This window comes from Blattabacterium clevelandi, from assembly GCF_003268615.1.
GTDB lineage: Bacteria > Bacteroidota > Bacteroidia > Flavobacteriales > Blattabacteriaceae > Blattabacterium > Blattabacterium clevelandi.
Genome location: NZ_CP029844.1, coordinates 100,658 through 117,235, shown reverse-complemented (window position 1 = coordinate 117,235; position 16,578 = coordinate 100,658). Strand labels below are relative to the sequence as shown.

Below are 16,578 nucleotides of genomic sequence, written 5' to 3'. Positions count from 1 at the left end.
AAAATGTTAAAACAAAAATTATTACAAAAAGGTAAACAAAAACTTTCTCCCCAGCAAATAAAACTCATGAAATTGGTGCAATTATCTACTTTGGATTTTGAACAAAGAGTTAAACAGGAATTGGAAGAAAATCCAGCATTGGAAATGGAAGAAGATATATTGAATTCTATCAATATTAGTGAAGAAGATGAAAATTCAGATATATCAGAAAACATGATGGATTTTTCAGAAGATCAAAATCCATCTATAGATAGTGATGAAATAAATATTGATGAATATTTAAGTGATGATGAAATTTTAGATTTCAAAAATAATCTACCCAATCAAAATCATAGTGAAAAAAAATATATACCAATAATTTCTGGAATTTCTTTTCAAGAATATTTAAAAAATCAATTGCATACTTTTCGTTTTTTAAATAAGGAAGATTTATTGATATCAGATTTTATAATAGGGAATATAGATGAAGATGGATATATAAGAAGACCAATTCCTTCTATAGTAGATGACATATTTTTGATACTTGGAATATCTGTTACTGAAGAAAAAATTGAAAAATTACTTTCAAATTATATACAAAAACTAGATCCTATAGGAATAGGAGCTAGAAATTTACAAGAATGTATTCTTCTACAATTAGAAAATAAAAAAAAATCAACAGAGGTTTATCTTGCCAAAAAGATTATACAAAATAATTTTAAATTTTTTACAAAAAAACATTATCAAAAGCTGCAAAATAAATTAGGAATAACAAGAAAAAATTTACGAAAAGCTATTTATCAAATAGAAAAATTGAATCCAAAACCAGGAAAAATATATTCTGAAAATACTAGAAATTTAGATCATTTAATTCCAGATTTTACTATTTGTATAGTAGAAGGTAATCTAGAACTATCTCTAAATCATAGAAATACACCAGAACTAAAAATATCTTCTATATATTTAGATATGTTAAAATCTTATAAGTATTCAAAAAAAAATATGAAAAAAAATGATAATAATACTATTTTTTTTATAAAACAAAAAATAGATTCTGCTAAATGGTTTGTCGAATCGATAAAACAACGTCAAAATACATTAATGTTAACAATGAACGCTATTATGGATTATCAAAAAGAATATTTTTTAACTGGCGATCCATATAAAATAAAACCTATGATTTTAAAAAATATATCCCAAAAAATTGGAGTAGGGATATCCACTGTTTCTCGTGTTGCTAATAGTAAATATGTAAATACTCCATATGGAACATTCTTGATAAAAAGTTTTTTTTCTGAAAAAATGATTAATGAAGAAGGAAAAGAAATTTCTTCCATTGAAATCAAAAAATTATTAGGAGAATCTATTGAAAAAGAAAATAAAAAAAAACCACTTACTGATGAAAAATTATCAAAAATTTTAAACAAAAAAGGATATATAGTGGCTAGAAGAACTGTAGCTAAATACAGAAATCAAATGAAAATATCTGTATCAAGAATGCGAAAAATTTTATGATCTTATTTTTTTATAATAATAGTTTTCCAATTAGAAAATTCTTTTATAGATAGAGCAGAAAGTTCTCTTCCATATCCAGATTTTTTTACTCCTCCAAAAGGGAAACGAGGATCTGATTTTACAATTTCATTAACAAATACCATTCCAGTATTTATTTTTTTGGATAATATTTCTGCTTTTTTTAAATCTTTAGTCCATATAGATGCTCCTAATCCATAACAAGTAGCATTAACAATAGAAGGAATTTCTTTTTCATGATAAAAAGTATAAACTAACCCTATTGGACCAAATATTTCCTCTGAAAAAAATAAATTATTATCTTCTATTCTTAATAAAGAAGGAGAAAAAAAATTTCCATTTTTTGTAGTTTTTAAGCATATTTTACATTTATTAGAAATAAGATTTTTATATTGTTTATACAATTTTTCCGATAAATCTGAACGAGCTATATAACCTATTTTAGTAGATTCATCATATAAATCTCCTTGATTATATTTTTTCATTTCTTGAATAACAAGATCTATAAAATCATCGACAATAGAATGATCTATAATAAAACGTTTAGCAGAAATACACGATTGTCCTGTATTATTTAATCTAGACTCTGTAGCAAATTTTGCCGTTTTTTGGATATTATTTACATCTTTCATTACAATAAAAGAATCATTTCCTCCTAATTCTAAAACAGATTTTTTAATATATTTACCTGCTATATTTCCTATATGACTTCCAGTTAAATAACTTCCTGTAAAAGATACTCCTTGTATGATAGGATTTGCTATTACTAATTCTATTTTAGGTATATCTATTAAAAAAACTTGAAAAATACCTTTTGGAAATCCAGATTCAATAAATATTTTTTCTAAAAGGATAGAACAACCTACCGTATTAATAGAAGGTTTCAAAACAATGACATTTCCTAGTAAAATATTAGGAATTGCATATCTTATAGTTTGCCAAATAGGATAGTTCCAAGGCATAATTCCTAATATAGGACCTATAGGTTCAAATCGAATGTAAGATTTTTCATATTCAGTATAGATATTTTGAAACAAAATAGATTCTTCTAAATCAATATAATATTTACATAAATTGATACTTTTATTGACTTCTTTACGTGATTGCTTTATAGGTTTTCCCATTTCTTGGGTTATTAAATACGATAAAATATCTAAAACATCTTTCATAGAAGATATTAGTTTATTAATGTATTCAATCCTAGAAGAAAAAGAAAGATATTTCCATTCTTCATATGCTTTATTAGCTAAAGTGAGTTTATCATTAATTTTTTGATCCTCTATAAAAGAATAAGTATTTAATATATTATTATCAACCGGATTAATAGTTTGGAACTTCATGATTTTTTTTTATAAAGAAAAAAATGGTAAAATACCTACGTATTTTTACTATTACAACTAACAGAAATTTTTTCATTAAAAGCTATTGCATAATACTTAATTTTTTTTAAAAATAAAAGTATACCATTAGCACGAATCGGAGATAAAAATGTTCGAAATCCTATTTCAGAAATCAAATTGTCCTTATATGAAATAATTTCAAATGGAAAATGACCTGAATATATACGAATCATAATAGCGGCCATTCCTCTAGGTAAAAGAGCATCACTATCTGCATTAAAAAAAACACGTACTCCTCTTAATTTAGCTTCCAACCAAACATTAGATTGACATCCATGAATTAATTTATCTTCGGATCTAAAAATATCGGACTTTTTTGGTAAATTTTTTCCTAAATCTATAATATATTCATATTTTTCTTCCCAATTTTTGAGAAGAAGAAATTCCTTTTTAATTTTTTCCTCTTTATTCTGTAATGTCATTTTAAATATTTTACAAAATTAAATATATTGGATATTTTATCATCTAATTGATCAATTTTTTTCGAGCTATTCTTGCCGATTCTGTCATATTTTTCAGTGATTTGATGACTTCATCCCATTTTCTAGTTTTTAATCCACAATCTGGATTAATCCAAATATTTCTAATTGGGATTCTATTAGAAGCTTTTTGAATTAAATCGAATATTTCTTCTACAGTAGGAATTCTTGGAGAATGAATATCATATACCCCTGGCCCAATTTCATTTGGATAAGAAAATTTTGAAAAAGCCTTTAATAATTCCATTCTAGATCTAGAAGTTTCTAAAGTAATGACATCTGCATCTAAATCTGCTATATGTTTCAATATATCATTAAATTCACTGTAACACATATGTGTATGAATTTGTGTTTCATCTTCCACTCCACTTGAAGAAAGACGAAAGGCTTTAATCGCCCAATTAAAATAAGTATCCCAATCTTTTTTTTTTAAAGGTAATCCTTCTCTAATAGCAGGTTCATCAATTTGAATAATCTTAATTCCAGATTTTTCTAAAGATTCTACTTCATCCCTAATAGCCCAAGCAATCTGATAGGCCGTAGTAGAAATAGGTTGATCATTCCTAACAAAAGACCACAGTAAAATAGTGACAGGGCCTGTTAACATCCCTTTCATTAATTTATCTGTTTTAGACTTTGCAAAACATATCCATTTTACAGTCATATCACTAATCCTACTTATATCTCCATAAATAATAGGAGGTTTGACACAACGACTTCCATAACTTTGTACCCACCCATTTTCAGTAGAAATAAATCCTTTTAATTTTTCTGAAAAAAATTCAACCATATCATTTCTCTCAAATTCTCCATGTACTAAAACATCTAAATTTATTTTTTCTTGTTTTCGAATAACATCTATAATAAATTCTTTAATTTTTTTTTCATATTCTTCTTTACTTAACTTTTTTTTTCGGAATTTACTTCTTAAATTCCTAATTTCTTTTGTTTGAGGAAATGATCCAATAGTTGTAGTTGGAAATAAAGGTAGATTAAATTTTTGATGCTGTTTTTTTTGACGAATATTAAAAGGACTTTTTCTTTTTATATCTTTATCTTTTATTTTTATCACTCTTTCTTTAACCTTTTTATCATGAAAAATAAAAGAAGTTTGTGTTTTTTCCAAAAAATTCAAATTTTTTATTAAAATGGAATGATTCCCTTTTATAATATTTTCTAAATCGATTAATTCATAAATTTTTTGTTTAGCAAAAGACATTTTTTCTTTGATATCCATAGGAATAGAATGTTCAGATCCTATATCTATAGGAATATGTAAAAGAGAACAGTTAGGTGCAATCATCACTCTTTTTTCTCCTAATAATTTTATGGCTTTTTCAATTTTTTTTATGGAATGAACATAATTATTTTTCCAAATATTTCTTCCATCGATTAATCCTAAAGATAAAATTGTTTTTTTATCTATTAAAAAATCTAAAATGATTTCTAATTGTTTTGGATCTTCTATTACATCAATATGTAAAGCTGGGATAGAAAGATTCTTAAGAAGAAAAATATTTTCTGAAATTCCATCAAAATAGGATGTGAGTAAAATATTGATTTTCGAACAAATTTTAGATATTTCTTGATAAGCATATTGAAATGCTTCTATTTCTTTTTGAGATAAATCTAAAACTAAAATTGGTTCATCTATTTGAATCCAAGTAGCTCCTTGATCCTTTAATTTTTTAATTATTTGTATATAAACTGGAACAATATTTTCAATTAAATCCATTCTATGAAATGAATTTTCTTTTTCTTTTCCCAAAAAAAGATAAGTAACAGGACCTATCAAAACAGGTTTTGGAATTTTTTTTATCACTTTACTTACTTCTTCAAATTCATTAAATATTTTTTGGGATAAAATATAGAATTTTTGATTTTTGTAAAATTCTGGAACTATATAATGATAATTAGTATTAAACCATTTCGTCATTTCCATTGCCTTGATATCCCATCCATCTTTTTGAACTCCTCTAGCCATGGAAAAATAAAGATCGATATCATGTTTCATAGGAATTAAAGAATAAGATTTTGGAATAGATCCCAATAAAAAAGACATATCTAGAACATGATCATAAAAACTAAAATCATTACACGGAATCAAATCTAAGCCAGCGTTTTCTTGTGTTACCCAATTTTTTTTTCGTATTTTATAACCAATGTTCAATAAATTCTTCAATCCTATCTTATTGGACCAATAAAATTCACAATATTTTTTCAATTCTCTTTGTATTCCTATTCTAGGATAACCTAAATTATGTTTTAGCATAAAATCATTTTTATTTATATTAAAAACCAAATAACCAATATTTTCTAGTTTTTATAAAAAATTCATATTATAATCCTATTTTTTATTTATTGAAGGAATAAATAAGTTATATTTTATTACCCATCGAATGATATAAATATTCTAATATTTCTTTATCTAAAAAAGAAAAAGAAATATTTCTTCTATTCATCATTATCTCAGCAGTTTCACAAACCTTTTCAAAAGGAATGACTTTTCTATTTTGTATTCCTCCTAAAGAAAAAGAAGGAATATATCTAGGAGGAAATCCATATCCAAAGATATTTGTATTGACTCCTACTATTGTAGCGGTATTAAATTGAGTATTAATTGAAGATTTGGAATAATCTCCCATAATCATTCCAAAAAATTGAACATCAATAGGAAAAAAAATTTTTTTTTCGTAACTCCAAACTTTAACTTTAGAATAATCATTTCTTAAATTAGAAATATTGGTACCAGCTCCTAAATTACACCATTCCCCCAAAACCGTATTTCCCAAAAAACCATCATGAGCTTTATTAGAATAAGAAAAAATAACAGAATTTTTGATTTCTCCTCCTACTTTACAATCAGGACCAATTGTCGTCCCCCCATATATTTTAGATCCCATATTTAAAATTGATTTTTTACAAATAGCAACCGGGCCTCTAATCATAGATCCTTCCATTATTTGAACTTCTTTTTCAATATAAATTGGACCAAATTTTGCGTTTAATACAATATTCTCAGCTGTCATATCTTCTTCTAAAAAAATTTCTTCTTTATAAAGAAGGTGATTGTTTCCAAATAGAGAAAAAGAATTTTTCCCTTTTGTTAAAAAATGAAAATCTTGTTTTAAGATACTTTCATTGTTGATAAATATATCCCATGGATATTGAATATAAATTACCTGGTTAATATGATATATTTTTTTATATTTTTTTAAAAATGGAGTATCTGTTCTATAAGAAAAAAGAGATTTTCGTACAGCTACCATTTTTTCTTTAAAAAAAATAGCCTCATTTTCTTTTAATTCAAAAATTATTTGAATCAATTTTTCATTGGGAATAAATGAAGAATTGATTAGTAATATATTTTTGTGCATTCCCTTTTTTTTTTCTATTCCAAAAGAATATTTTTTTGAAAGAAATGGTTTTGTAAGAACAAAAGCTTTTCCTCCAATATATCTTTCCCATCTTTCTTTTATTGTCAATATTCCTAATCTAATTTCTGATATTGGTCTAGTAAATGTAATAGGAAGTAAATTTTTCCATTCAATATTATCATCGTATAATATGAAATAATCCATATTATAATATAAGATAATTTATATTAAAATTTTTTATATTTTTCGTATTTTTTTTTAAATTTCTCTGCTGGTCCTGTTTTACCTAAAAATTTTTTTTCTCCAGTAAAAAATGGATGAGAATAACTAGATATTTCCATTTTATATAGTGGATAAATAGATTCATCTATTTTAATGGATTCTTTTGTATTTACGGTAGATCTACAAATAAATAGGATTTCGTTGTTAATATCTTTAAATACAACAGGTCTATAATTTTCTGGATGTATTTTTTTTTTCATAATATTTTTTAATTTTTTTTTTAGGAAAACGATAAATCATTCCATTAATATTCATACCTGCTCCTAATGAAGCCATTAATATAGTATCTCCAGGATTAATTTCATGAGGAGGAATTTTTTTTTGAATAATTAAATCCAATAGAGTTGGAACAGTTGATACAGAAGAATTTCCAAATTTTTGAATAGTCATTGGCATTAAATTTTTACAAAAATCTTTGTTTGAAGATGAATACTCATACAAGTTCAACAATCTTTTTAAAATAGCATAATCCATTTTTGCATTAGCTTGATGAATAAGAATTTTTTTAAGATCTTTAATATGCAAATTCGAATGATCTAGTATACTTTTTAGCATATGGGGAACTTCTTTTAATGCATATTCATAAATACGTCTTCCATTCATTTTAATATTCACTAAAGATTTTTTATAATTAGGATTTAAAGAGGGACCATTAGTTAAATAATGTAATTCCTCATTATTATTGCATTGAGAATCATAATGAATAATTCCTTGATTTTCTTCTTCTTCTATTTCGATAGCAGATAACACTGCTGCCCCCGCTCCATCTGAAAAAATCATAGAATTTTTATCATGCGGATCTATTACTTTAGATAAAGTTTCAGAACTAGTAATCAAAATATTTTGAGCGTTTTTAGATCTTAAAAGTTGATCTGCCAATATCATCCCTTCTATCCATCCTGGGCACCCAAAAATCATATCATATGGACGACATTTTTTATTTTTTATTTGAAGTTTATTTTTCACTCTAGAAGCTATAGATGGCATTAAATCAGATTGAAAAGAAATAGGATGAATATCTCCATAATTATGGGCAGAAATAATATAATCTATTTTTTCCTTATTAATTTTAGAATTAATCAAAGCTTTTTTTGCAGCTATAGAAGCAATATCAGAATTATTAAATAATGGATTATTTATATATCTTCTTTCTTCTATTTCTGTAATTTTTTGAAATTTTTTGATAATTTCTTCATTAGATTTTTCAATTTTTAATCCTTTTTTATCATAAAATGTATGTTTTAAAAAATGATTATTATTTATAATTTTATTTGGTAAGTAATGTCCAGTTCCTGTAATTATTGATCGAATCATTCTTTTTTAATAAAAATAATAATTAAAAATAAAAAGAAAAAAAAATAAAATTCTTAAATAAAGAATCGTTTTTCTTAACTTAAGTAAATATTAATTCATATTATTTATGAACAAAAATTCTATTTCATCAGAAGAAGATAAATTAACAAAAATGTTCGATAGTATCTCTTCAAAATATGATTTTCTGAATCATATATTGTCTTTTGGAATAGATATACTCTGGAGAAAAAAAGTCATTAATTTATTAATCAAAAACAAAAAATACAAAAAAATATTAGATTTGGCTACTGGAACTGGAGATTTAGCTATATTGCTAGCAAAAAAATTTAAAAATTCTTCTATTATTGGTTTAGATCCTTCTGAAAAAATGCTAAAAATAGCAAAAAATAAAATAAAAAAAAATTTTTTGGAAAAAAAAATCACTCTAATTCAAGGATATTCACAAAATATTCCTTTTGAAAACAATACTTTTGATTTAGTCACCATTGCGTTTGGAATAAGAAATTTTCAATATATTCACCTTTCTTTCAAAGAAATATATAGAATACTAAAACCTTTAGGAATTTTAGAAATTTTAGAATTTTCCAATCCTTCTAATCCTTATATAAAAATATTTTATCATCTTTATTCTCATTCTATTTTAACTAGAATAGGAAATTTTTTTTCAAAAAACCATTTTGCTTATAACTATTTACAAGAATCTATTAAATATTTTACTTATTATGGAAACAAAATGAAAAAACTATTAAAATACCACGGATTTCAAACTTATTCTACAAAAGAATTAACTTTTGGAATTGTTTCTATTTATTTATCCCAAAAAAAAATTAATTCAAAAATTTATTTTTGATTGATTGAAAAATTTCATTATAATGAAATATTTATCTGGATATTTAACATCTTCTTTTATAAAAAAAAGAATCAAAAAAATAGAATCGATCATACGATCACCAATAAAAATACAACATAAGTTAATCCATAAAATGATATTTTATGCAAAAAAAACAGAATTTGGAAAAAAATATGGATTTCAAGATATTAAAAAATATCAACAATTTTCTGAAAGAATTCCTGTATGCAATTATATAGATTTAATTCCTATAATTAAAAGAATTCGTAAAGGAGAAAAGGACATATTATGGCCTGGAAAAGTCAAATGGTTTGCTAGATCTTCTGGTACTACCAATACAAAAAGTAAATACATTCCTGTTACTACTTTTTCTATGCATGATTGTCATTACAAAGCAGGAAAAGATATGCTATCTATATATATTCATAATCACCCAGAAACAAAAGTATTCTTTGGAAAAGCTCTACGTTTAGGAGGTAGTCATGAATTATGTAAAAAATACAATACTTTTTATGGAGATTTATCTTCCATTTTAATACAAAATCTTCCATTTTGGGCAGAATATATTAGTATTCCTAAAAAAAAAATAGCATTAATGAGTGAATGGGAAAAAAAATTAGAAACTTTAGTAAAAGTAACTGCATCCAAAGATGTTCGTATTTTATTAGGAGTTTGTTCTTGGCTATTAATTTTTTTAAATCGATTATTAAGCGAATTTAATAAACAAAAAATAAATGAAATATGGCCTAATTTAGAAGTTATATTCCATGGAGGTGTTAATTTTAATCCCTATATCAAACAATATAATAATTTATTTAACACTCCTATTAATTATTACGATGTGTACAGTGCATCCGAAGGATTTTTTGCAGTACAAGATCAAAAAAATGTTGATGGTCTTTTACTTTTATTAGATCATGGAATTTTTTATGAATTTATTCCTATGGAAGAATTCCATAATCCTTATCCCAAAATTTTTCCTATTGATAAGGTAGAACTAAATAAAAATTATGCTTTAGTGATTTCTACCAATGCTGGACTATGGAGATACATAGTTGGAGATACTATTAAATTTACTAGTATATCTCCATATCGTATATCTATTTCTGGAAGAACAAATCATTATATCAATTCTTTTGGAGAAGAATTAATTATAGAAAATGCAGAAATAGCTTTAAAAAAAACTTGTTTGAAAACAAATTCTATTATTCATGAATATACTGCAGGCCCTATTTACATGAACAAAAAAAATTCTGGAGCTCATGAATGGATTATAGAATTTAAAAAAACTCCAAAAGATTTATCCTATTTTAGAGATATTTTAGATAATGAATTAAAATCATTGAATTCTGATTATGAAATTAAACGATATAAAAATATGGTTTTACGTCCCCCTATTATATATATAGCTCGAACTGGATTATTCTACGATTGGTTAAAAATGCATAAAAAACTAGGAGGTCAAAATAAAGTACCTCGTTTATCTAATGATAGAAAATATCTAGATTCTCTACTTAAATTAAAATAAAGTATAAATACATATTTATAAAATATTTTTAACTTTATCAAATAAAGATATTGTATTATGTATTTAACTGAAAATAAAAAAAAGGAAATATTTAAAAAATATGGAATTTCCGTTTTGGATACAGGATCTTCTCAATCTCAAATAGCTTTATTCACTTATCGAATTAATCATTTAAGTAAATATCTAAAAAATAATAGAAAAGATTTCAATACAGAAAGATCACTGATAAGATTAGTAGGAAAAAGAAAAAAATTATTGAAATATATAGAAAAAAAGGATGTAAATAGTTATAAAAAAATTATAAAAATCCTAGGATTAAGAAAATAATCTAATCTTTGATCATGATTACATACAGATAATTTCTTTTCATATCATTCATACTACACAAAATATAATAATAAAAGAAATAGAATTTTTGTTATTTTTTTTTAAATCCAAAAGTAAAAAATCAAACATGCTAGATACAGTAAAGGAAATTATCTCTCTAGGAGATGGACGTACTATTATTATAGAAACAGGAAAATTAGCTAAACAGGCTGACGGTTCAGCTATTATACGTATAGGTAATACAATACTATTAGCTACGGTAGTAATTTCCAAAAAAATAAAAAATGAAGCCAATTTTTTACCATTAACAGTAGATTATAGAGAAAAATATTCTGCAGGTGGTAAGATTCCTGGTGGATTTATAAAAAGGGAAGGAAGACCTTCTGATGAAGAAATTTTGACAATGAGATTAGTAGATCGTGTTTTAAGGCCAACTTTTCCTGAATCTTTTCGAAAAGAAATACAAATAATGATATCTTTATTATCATATGATAATAAAGTTTTACCAGATGGATTAGCTGGACTTGCTGCTTCTACAGCATTATCTGTTTCTGGAATTCCATTTAATGGACCTATATCAGAAGTTCGTATCATACGTATAAATGGAAAATTCTTTATAAATCCAAGTTTAGATCAATTGGAAAAATCTGATATAGATCTAATAGTAGGAGCTTCTACTAATTCCATTATTATGATAGAAGGAGAAATGAAAGAAATTACAGAAGATGAATTTATTAATGCGGTTACTATAGCTCATCAAGAAATAAAAAATCAAATAAAAGCCCAAAAGAGATTAGTAGAAAAATTACTAAAACTAAAATCCAATCATCCTTACTTTTCACTTCTTTATGAACATAATCATATAGATGATCCATATTTATTGGAAAAGAAAACTATGAAAAAAAAACTTTTTTCTTTTTCATACGAAAAAATTTACAAACTATATAAACAATTTTTGGATAAAAAGACCAGATCTATTCAAGAAAATAAAATTTTAAATAATTTTAAAAAAACATTACCTATAGATGATAAAGAAAAAAATGAAATTTTTATCGATCAATGTTATGAAGAAATAAAAAAAGAAATAACCAGAAACATGATTTTAAAAGAAGGAATTAGATTAGATGGAAGAACTAATAAACAAATACGAGAAATATGGAGTATTGTGGATTATCTTCCTGGAGTTCATGGTTCTGCTTTATTCTCAAGAGGAGAAACTCAATCATTAACTACAGTAACATTAGGATCATCTTTAGATGCTAATAAAATTGATAATGTAATCATGGAAAATCATGAAAAATTTTATCTACATTATAATTTTCCTCCTTTTTCAACAGGAGAGATACGTCCAATTAGAGGTGTATCTAGACGTGAAGTAGGACATGGAAATTTAGCACAACGTGCCTTAAAAAATGTTATACCTGATAATCCTTATACGATTCGTGTAGTATCGGATATTTTAGAATCTAATGGGTCTTCTTCTATGGCTACAGTTTGCGCAGCAAGTTTAGCATTAATGGACGCAGGAATTTCTCTTGAAAAACCTGTTTCCGGTATTGCTATGGGATTATTTATAGATAAAGAAAAAAAAGTTATTTTATCTGATATTATGGGAGAAGAAGATAGTTTTGGAGACCTTGATTTTAAAATAACAGGTACAAAATATGGAATTACAGCATGTCAAATGGATGTAAAAACAATCCAAGGATTCACTTATGATCTTTTAAATCAAATTTTAATACAAGCTTTAGAAGGTCGTATGTTCATTCTAAAAAAAATGCTAGAAAATTTTCCTATATATAGAAAAAAATTAAAACCTAATGCTCCTAAAATACATACTTTCAATATCCCAAAAAATTTTATAGGTTCTGTAATCGGTCCTGGTGGAAAAGTTATTCAAGAAATACAATCTTGTACAGAAACAAGTATTTTAATTGAAGAGAAAGGGAATATGGGTAATATTGAAATTATAGGAAAAGATTATCAAAAAATAGAGGAAGCAATTCATAGAATTAAAGAAATTACTTTTGTTCCTGAAATAGGAAAAATTTATAAAGCGAAGGTAAAATCTATAAAAGATTTTGGAGCTTTTGTTGAAATATCTAAAGGTGTGGAAGGATTGTTGCATATTTCTGAAATAGGATGGAAAAGACTAAATAATATAGAAGAAGAACTACAAATTGGAGATATCATCGATGTAAAATTTATGGGCATTGATGATAAAAATAAAAAAATGAAACTTTCTAGGAAAATACTTTTACCTCGTCCTAAAAAATGAGTAAAATAATAACAAAATATGAGACAACTTAAAATCACCAAACAAGTTACCAATCGTGAATCTGAATCTTTAGATAAATATCTTCATGAAATAGGAAAAATTCCATTATTAACTCCAGAAGAAGAAGTTGAATACGCACGTAGAGCAAGAGAAGGAGATTCTTCTGCTATAGATAAATTAGTAAATGCAAATTTACGTTTTGTGGTTTCTGTTGCAAAACAATATCAAAATCAAGGATTAAGTTTATGTGATTTAATTAATGAAGGTAATCTAGGGTTGATCAAGGGTATATTGAGATTTGATGAAACAAGAGGATTTAAATGTATCTCTTACGTTGTATGGTGGATAAGACAAGCTATATTACAGGCTATAGCTGAACAATCACGTTCTATTCGTCAACCTACAAATAAATTGGCATTGTTAAACAAAATACTTAAAACTTTTGCTCAATTAGAGCAAGAACTTCAAAGAACACCTTCTGCAAGAGAAATAGCAGAAAATTTAGAGATGAATGAAAAAGAAGTAGAGGAATCTTTAAAAAATTCAGGAAGACATATTTCTATGGATGCTCCATTAATAGATGGAGAGGATTCTAATCTATACGATTTAGTAAAATCTGATGAATCTCCTCGTCCAGATGAACATTTAGAAAAGGAATCTCTCCGTAAAGATATAAAAAGAATTTTGGAAACTTTAAGCGAAAGAGAACGTCGAGTTATCATTTTACATTTTGGATTAAATGGATCCCCACCAATGACATTAGAAGAAGTGGGGCAATCTTGTGATTTAACAAGAGAACGTGTAAGACAAATCGAAAGCATAGCCTTAAAAAGATTAAAACATTCTTCTAGAAGTAAAATACTAAAACCTTATTTAGGATAAAAATAAAATGAGACCTCGAGGGGAGTCGAACCCATAACCTTCTGATCCGTAGTCAGATGCTCTATCCAATTAAGCTACGAGGCCGAATAATTTTTTAAATGATAAAGATAATAAATAAAAATTAGGATTGAATAATTTTCATAAAATTTTTCATATTAAGGGAATAATTTCCAACCAGTCCTCCATCAATGTCTTTCTGTAAAAAAAGATCTTTTGCATTCATATCATTTATACTACCTCCATACAAAATAGATAAATCATTGGACCCACTTTCTCCATATTTATTAAAAAATAAGGTACGTATGTATTGATGCATATTTTGAGCTATTTCAGGAGTAGCTGTTTTTCCAGTCCCAATAGCCCATATAGGTTCATATGCTATAATAAATGAATTTATTTCTTCTAAAGAAAAATAAAAAATTGTTTTTTCTAATTGATTTTTTACGGTAAGAAAATGTTTTTTTTTTTCTCTATCTACTTTCGTTTCTCCTACACAGAAAATAATATGAAATCCATATTTTAATGCAATTTTAATTTTTTTGATGAGAATATCATTCGTTTCGGTAAAATATTTTCTACGTTCACTATGTCCTAATATGACCTTTTTAATTCCTATAGATTTCAACATAGAGGCCGATACTTCTCCTGTATAAGATCCATTTTCCATTTGATGTATATTTTGTGCAGCAATACTTAAAGTAGTCCCCTGTAAAATTTGATTTGAAATATGTAAAAAAGGAAAAGATGGAGCAATAATTATTTTTTTTTTTTGATTAATTTTATTTTCAAAAATGATTTTTAATAAATTTCTAAGATAAGAAGTCGTTTCATAGAAATCGTGATTCATTTTCCAATTTGCAATTATAACTTTTTTTTTCATTTTTAAATTTATTATAATAATCCTAAAGATGAATTTTTGATAATATATAAATAAAATTTCATTTATGTTTTTTCATATCCTTCATCAATAAAAGAATGGTTATTTTTAAAATTTTAAAAAAAATTATTTCTAAATGATTAGATAATATTTTTTCTTTTTTTTTTTTTAAATAGAAAATATATTCTAAAATCTTTTCTATTGAAGGGGTCCTTATTTTTTTATTATATAATTCTATATTTTTTTTCCAATTTTTAATTTTATTAAATTGTTGAATATAAAGACAAATAATCTTAGAATGAGAAATATTTTTTTCAAGATTATTAGAAGTATTTAATTTTATTATCGTAATGACAATATAATTTATCACATCTATATATGTATCTATCACTTTTTCCTCTTTTACTTTTTGATATCCCCTTTTTTGAATATTGTATATACGAAAGACTTTCATAAAAATTTGATCTATCATAGAATATATTTTTATGATTTTCCATGATAAATCATAATCTTTTAATTTTTTTTTAAATAATTTTTTACATTTTTTTATGATAAAATCAATGGAAATATGATTCATCTCATTTAATTTTAAAAATGAATTAAAAATAGTTTTTTAATGACAATTAATTGTGCAGGAACTTTATTTTCTTTTAAAGAACCAAAAATTATGGGAATAGTTAATTTAACTCCTGATTCTTTTTATGATGGAGGTAAGTTTAATTCTGAATTTAGTGTATTAAAACATGTGGAAAATCTATTAAATGAAGGATCGGATTTCATAGATATTGGAGGATGTTCTACTCGTCCAGGATCCAAATATCCAACAGTAGAAGAAGAAATAAAACGTGTTATCAAACCTATTCGTTCTATAATAAAAAAATTTCCAAATGTTAGAATATCTATAGATACTTTTCGAAGTGAAATTGCAAGAATAGCTGTAGAAGAAGGAGCTATAATGATCAATGACATATCTGGAGGTATGTTAGATCCAAAAATGTTTTCTTTATTATCGAAACTTAAGATTCCATATATATTAAATCACATGAAGGGGACTCCAGTAAATATGCAAAAAAATCCATATTATTATAACATAATTATAGAAATAAATAACTTTTTTGCTAAACAAATTTTTTTATTAAAAAAATATGGAATTAATGATATTATTTTAGATCCAGGATTTGGTTTTGGAAAAACTGAAAAACAAAATTTCCAATTATTAAAAAATTTATCTTTACTTGGATTTGAGGATCATTTAATTTTAATAGGAATTTCTAGGAAATCTATGATTCATAATATTCTTAATATTTCTTCTGAAGAATCTCTGAATGCAACTTCTATCATTCATACATTAGCTCTTTTAAAAAAAATAAAATTGTTACGTGTTCATGATGTAAAAGAAGCTGTAGAATGTATAAAATTGGTACAATATTATAGAAAAATTTTCTAAATTTTTATTAATAAATTTATATTAT

General features: G+C 24.9%; 15 protein-coding genes and 1 tRNA gene. 7 read left to right on the top strand and 9 right to left on the bottom strand.

Annotation, left to right across the window (positions count from 1 at the left end; translation table 11 throughout):
* Window positions 1–3: 3 nt before the first annotated feature.
* The gene (gene rpoN, locus DM817_RS00560) at window positions 4–1,494 is read left to right on the top strand and encodes an RNA polymerase factor sigma-54 (RefSeq protein ID WP_113738135.1); all 1,491 of its coding nucleotides are present in this window, start codon (window positions 4–6) and stop codon (window positions 1,492–1,494) included.
* A gap of 2 nt (window positions 1,495–1,496) precedes the next feature.
* Here the strand turns inward: rpoN and DM817_RS00555 are convergent, their stop codons facing one another.
* From DM817_RS00555 to DM817_RS00530, 6 genes are all read right to left on the bottom strand, one after another.
* Window positions 1,497–2,852 carry an aldehyde dehydrogenase family protein gene (locus DM817_RS00555; protein WP_113738134.1) on the bottom strand — a complete coding sequence of 452 codons (1,356 nt, stop codon included), beginning with the start codon at window positions 2,850–2,852 and terminating at the stop codon, window positions 1,497–1,499.
* Between the two features lie 35 nt (window positions 2,853–2,887).
* Complete coding sequence (locus tag DM817_RS00550) at window positions 2,888–3,334, bottom strand: SufE family protein (protein WP_113738133.1); 447 nt, start codon at window positions 3,332–3,334, stop codon at window positions 2,888–2,890.
* A 43-nt stretch (window positions 3,335–3,377) separates the two neighbouring features.
* On the bottom strand, window positions 3,378–5,663 hold the full coding sequence (metE, locus tag DM817_RS00545) for a 5-methyltetrahydropteroyltriglutamate--homocysteine S-methyltransferase (RefSeq protein ID WP_113738538.1): 2,286 nt from the start codon (window positions 5,661–5,663) through the stop codon (window positions 3,378–3,380).
* A 106-nt stretch (window positions 5,664–5,769) separates the two neighbouring features.
* Window positions 5,770–6,972, bottom strand: coding sequence for a putative sugar nucleotidyl transferase (locus DM817_RS00540; RefSeq protein ID WP_113738132.1), 1,203 nt, complete (start codon window positions 6,970–6,972; stop codon window positions 5,770–5,772).
* A gap of 23 nt (window positions 6,973–6,995) precedes the next feature.
* A complete protein-coding gene (locus DM817_RS00535) occupies window positions 6,996–7,250 on the bottom strand; it encodes a type B 50S ribosomal protein L31 (RefSeq protein WP_014246058.1) in 255 nt (84 codons plus the stop codon).
* A complete protein-coding gene (locus tag DM817_RS00530) occupies window positions 7,219–8,364 on the bottom strand; it encodes a 3-oxoacyl-ACP synthase III family protein (RefSeq protein WP_113738131.1) in 1,146 nt (381 codons plus the stop codon). Before DM817_RS00530 ends, DM817_RS00535 begins: the two co-directional genes overlap by 32 nt.
* A 106-nt stretch (window positions 8,365–8,470) precedes the next feature.
* Here DM817_RS00530 and ubiE point away from each other — a divergent pair, with 106 nt between their 5' ends.
* The 5 genes from ubiE (at window position 8,471) to DM817_RS00505 (ending at window position 14,229) form a co-directional block, all read left to right on the top strand.
* Window positions 8,471–9,214, top strand: a complete 744-nt coding sequence (gene ubiE / locus DM817_RS00525) for a bifunctional demethylmenaquinone methyltransferase/2-methoxy-6-polyprenyl-1,4-benzoquinol methylase UbiE (RefSeq protein ID WP_113738130.1) — start codon at window positions 8,471–8,473, stop codon at window positions 9,212–9,214.
* A gap of 22 nt (window positions 9,215–9,236) precedes the next feature.
* Window positions 9,237–10,742, top strand: coding sequence for a GH3 auxin-responsive promoter family protein (locus DM817_RS00520; protein WP_113738129.1), 1,506 nt, complete (start codon window positions 9,237–9,239; stop codon window positions 10,740–10,742).
* 57 nt (window positions 10,743–10,799) lie between these two features.
* Entirely contained in the window at window positions 10,800–11,069 is a 270-nt protein-coding gene (gene rpsO / locus DM817_RS00515; RefSeq protein WP_110477392.1) for a 30S ribosomal protein S15, read from the top strand.
* A gap of 127 nt (window positions 11,070–11,196) precedes the next feature.
* A complete protein-coding gene (locus DM817_RS00510) occupies window positions 11,197–13,347 on the top strand; it encodes a polyribonucleotide nucleotidyltransferase (protein WP_113738128.1) in 2,151 nt (716 codons plus the stop codon).
* Between the two features lie 18 nt (window positions 13,348–13,365).
* Entirely contained in the window at window positions 13,366–14,229 is an 864-nt protein-coding gene (locus tag DM817_RS00505) for a sigma-70 family RNA polymerase sigma factor (protein ID WP_113738127.1), read from the top strand.
* A gap of 10 nt (window positions 14,230–14,239) precedes the next feature.
* Here the strand turns inward: DM817_RS00505 and DM817_RS00500 are convergent.
* From DM817_RS00500 to DM817_RS00490, 3 genes are all read right to left on the bottom strand, one after another.
* Window positions 14,240–14,313 (bottom strand) — tRNA-Arg (locus DM817_RS00500).
* A gap of 37 nt (window positions 14,314–14,350) precedes the next feature.
* The gene (gene tpiA, locus DM817_RS00495; protein WP_113738126.1) at window positions 14,351–15,109 is read right to left on the bottom strand and encodes a triose-phosphate isomerase; all 759 of its coding nucleotides are present in this window, start codon (window positions 15,107–15,109) and stop codon (window positions 14,351–14,353) included.
* Window positions 15,110–15,167: 58 nt separating this feature from the next.
* Window positions 15,168–15,683, bottom strand: coding sequence for a DUF1599 domain-containing protein (locus tag DM817_RS00490; protein ID WP_113738125.1), 516 nt, complete (start codon window positions 15,681–15,683; stop codon window positions 15,168–15,170).
* Window positions 15,684–15,722: 39 nt separating this feature from the next.
* Between DM817_RS00490 and folP the strand changes: the two genes are divergently transcribed.
* Entirely contained in the window at window positions 15,723–16,553 is an 831-nt protein-coding gene (gene folP, locus DM817_RS00485; protein ID WP_113738124.1) for a dihydropteroate synthase, read from the top strand.
* Window positions 16,554–16,578: the final 25 nt, after the last annotated feature.

What these genes read in the sequence shown, in the direction of transcription:
- tpiA (WP_113738126.1), bottom strand. Translation starts at nt 15,109, where the DNA reads ATGAAAAAAAAAGTTATAATTGCAAATTGGAAAATGAATCACGATTTC.
- DM817_RS00520 (WP_113738129.1), top strand. Translation starts at nt 9,237, where the DNA reads ATGAAATATTTATCTGGATATTTAACATCTTCTTTTATAAAAAAAAGA.
- DM817_RS00555 (WP_113738134.1), bottom strand. Translation starts at nt 2,852, where the DNA reads ATGAAGTTCCAAACTATTAATCCGGTTGATAATAATATATTAAATACT.
- metE (WP_113738538.1), bottom strand. Translation starts at nt 5,663, where the DNA reads ATGCTAAAACATAATTTAGGTTATCCTAGAATAGGAATACAAAGAGAA.
- rpsO (WP_110477392.1), top strand. Translation starts at nt 10,800, where the DNA reads ATGTATTTAACTGAAAATAAAAAAAAGGAAATATTTAAAAAATATGGA.
- DM817_RS00530 (WP_113738131.1), bottom strand. Translation starts at nt 8,364, where the DNA reads ATGATTCGATCAATAATTACAGGAACTGGACATTACTTACCAAATAAA.
- DM817_RS00505 (WP_113738127.1), top strand. Translation starts at nt 13,366, where the DNA reads ATGAGACAACTTAAAATCACCAAACAAGTTACCAATCGTGAATCTGAA.
- folP (WP_113738124.1), top strand. Translation starts at nt 15,723, where the DNA reads ATGACAATTAATTGTGCAGGAACTTTATTTTCTTTTAAAGAACCAAAA.
- ubiE (WP_113738130.1), top strand. Translation starts at nt 8,471, where the DNA reads ATGAACAAAAATTCTATTTCATCAGAAGAAGATAAATTAACAAAAATG.
- DM817_RS00535 (WP_014246058.1), bottom strand. Translation starts at nt 7,250, where the DNA reads ATGAAAAAAAAAATACATCCAGAAAATTATAGACCTGTTGTATTTAAA.
- rpoN (WP_113738135.1), top strand. Translation starts at nt 4, where the DNA reads ATGTTAAAACAAAAATTATTACAAAAAGGTAAACAAAAACTTTCTCCC.
- DM817_RS00540 (WP_113738132.1), bottom strand. Translation starts at nt 6,972, where the DNA reads ATGGATTATTTCATATTATACGATGATAATATTGAATGGAAAAATTTA.
- DM817_RS00510 (WP_113738128.1), top strand. Translation starts at nt 11,197, where the DNA reads ATGCTAGATACAGTAAAGGAAATTATCTCTCTAGGAGATGGACGTACT.
- DM817_RS00550 (WP_113738133.1), bottom strand. Translation starts at nt 3,334, where the DNA reads ATGACATTACAGAATAAAGAGGAAAAAATTAAAAAGGAATTTCTTCTT.
- DM817_RS00490 (WP_113738125.1), bottom strand. Translation starts at nt 15,683, where the DNA reads ATGAATCATATTTCCATTGATTTTATCATAAAAAAATGTAAAAAATTA.